Genomic DNA, 239 nt, shown 5'->3' on the forward strand with positions numbered 1-239 from the left:
CGTACCCACGCGTGCCCGCACAGGTGCGCGGCCACCTCGCCCGGCTCGATGCGAAAGCCCCGGATCTTGATCTGGTCGTCATTGCGCCCCAGGAACTCCAGATTGCCGTCCGGCAGATAACGCCCCAGGTCGCCGGTCCGGTACAGCCGATCGCCCTCCACGAAGGGACTGGCGATGAACCGCTCGGCTGTCAGCTCGGGGCGGTTCAGATAGCCCCGCGCGACCCCCGCCCCGCCAAT

General features: G+C 69.0%; 1 pseudogene. It reads right to left on the reverse strand.

Annotated elements, in window-relative coordinates:
* Window positions 1–239: pseudogene (locus AB3X98_RS42240) on the reverse strand (non-ribosomal peptide synthetase module); the annotation flags it as partial.

Source organism: Paraburkholderia sp. BR14312 (assembly GCF_040948675.1).
GTDB classification, from domain to species: domain Bacteria; phylum Pseudomonadota; class Gammaproteobacteria; order Burkholderiales; family Burkholderiaceae; genus Paraburkholderia; species Paraburkholderia nodosa_A.